Here is a 1,873-nt window from a genome sequence, read left to right as displayed (position 1 = left end):
ACTGCAAACCTAGCGGTGAAGCCCGGTGAGGGGCGGGCCATCCATAAAGGGGGGCGTCGATCGATCCGCCCGGCTTCGACGCGGGCAAAAAGATCAAAGGGAAGAAGCGCCACATCCTCGTCGACACCCAGGGTCTGCTGATGCACGCCCTGGTGCATTCGGCCGGCGTGCAGGACCGCGACGGCGGGGTGTGGGTGATGGCCACCCTGTTCGGCCTCTATCCGTTCCTGCTCAAGCTCTACGCCGACGGCGGCTACCAAGGACCGCGATTCCAGGCCGGCCTACGCCGCGCTTGCCGACGGGTCGATATCGAGATCGTCAAACGATCCGATCAGGCCAGCGCCGTCACGGCGAAGGGATTCACTGTTCTACCCAAACGCTGGATCGTCGAGCGAACCTTCGCTTGGCTGAACCGCTGCCGCCGCCTCGCCAAGGACTGGGAATGCCACAGCCGAAAGGCCCTAGCCTTCCTCAACTGGGCCTCAATCCGACTCATGATCCGTAAGCTCTGCCAGACCGCAAAATGATCCCGGACAGACTCTAAGCGTAGCGGTCAAGGAGGCGGGGCAGACCCTCCGCAAAGGTTCGACGTGCACAAGAAGGTTCTTGACAGTAGAAACGTCGGATCGTCAGGGTAAGACGCACCTCCTGACCGCTCGTCGGGAGGTCGGCGGGACGCCGGTGATAGCGACTAATGCACCGACCGGCTGACCGTACGACAGCGGGGGCAACGGGCATGATCGCGCTTCACTTGAGCAGCAATGCGAGGGGCCGTGCTCTCCTCACGCCTGACGTGGAGAAGGCGACAATCAGGGATGTGATAGAGAAGGGTCATGCCCTGATCTGAGAATCCCCGCCCGGTTCAGCCAGAAGCTACCTTCCGGCATCCCTCCCACCAACCCAATCGACCAAACTTGGCGAAGAGCCGAAAAGTGGTCCTCTCTGAGTTATGATGGTGTAGGACGGCCCTGCTTGCGGCAGTCGTCTCGCCGGATTGGTAGAACCGCGGCGTCAGACCGTAATGCGCCCCGACGTACTACGACCGTCCGAACCGGGCCGGGTTGTCGACGCAGGTGCGATAGGTCAACGCCACTACCGGCCCGACGCCGGGCGTAGTCATCAGCCGCTCCCGGCGGCTGCGCGCGACCCTCGGCATCCACCTGACGCCCCCCGCCATCGCCTGCGTTGCCTATCTCGAACTAGGTGACGCCTCGCCGGACTGCTTCTTCCAGGCCATGTTCGGGTATGCCCTCCTCCAAGGAGCCTTCATGCTGCGCCTCGCGCCCTGGCTCCGGGAACAGGCATTCTCGCACCGGGCCTGGCCGCACTCGTTTGGCATCGCCACGCTGCCCCTCGGGGCCCTTCGCCTCGTGGAGCTCGGGCAGCACGGTCCGATCAGCATGCTGGCCCCACCGCTGTTCGTCGGGGCCAACATGGCGATTGGCGGGATCGCCTTTCGGTCGGTCCACCTTTCAGAGAACTTTACGCGCGGCAGACACACGCTTGAGCGACCGGGCCGGCGTGGCCAGGCGGTCCGATGCCTTCGTCGGGTCGCCCGCCTTCAGGCTGAAGGGTCAGTTCGACCCTTTATCCACGCAGGGATTGTATTTCAAAAGTGGCTCGTGCGTGTTGTCAAAAGTGCATAACATTCCTATGTCGATGAACCGCTAAGTGTCTCAAATCGCTGGGGTTGTCCGGTAGAAAATCGAGTCCTGCCGGCGACACCATTGTTCCACCGTGATCGAAGTATTCGAACAAAAGAGAGGCGAAATAGGACGCCCTTTGATCTGATTCCGAACATTACCGCGGCGAGGCGCCTTTCACAGAACGTCTTGATGGGCGGGAGAAAGGCGCGGGCTTTTTGTCGGAAACC

General features: G+C 62.1%; 2 pseudogenes. One reads left to right on the top strand and one right to left on the bottom strand.

Going from position 1 to position 1,873, the window contains the following annotated elements:
• Positions 1 to 50: 50 nt before the first annotated feature.
• Positions 51 to 527 (top strand): annotated as a pseudogene (locus tag G3T14_RS23965) (IS5 family transposase); the annotation flags it as partial.
• A gap of 28 nt (positions 528 to 555) precedes the next feature.
• Here G3T14_RS23965 and G3T14_RS25300 read toward each other — a convergent pair.
• A pseudogene (locus tag G3T14_RS25300) lies at positions 556 to 748 on the bottom strand (transposase family protein); the annotation flags it as partial.
• Between the last annotated feature and the right edge of the window lie 1,125 nt (positions 749 to 1,873).

This window comes from Methylobacterium sp. BTF04, from assembly GCF_010692745.1.
Taxonomy (GTDB): domain Bacteria; phylum Pseudomonadota; class Alphaproteobacteria; order Rhizobiales; family Beijerinckiaceae; genus Methylobacterium.
The sequence above is the reverse complement of the archived record's forward strand: the minus strand, read 5'-3'. Positions and strand labels throughout refer to the sequence as shown.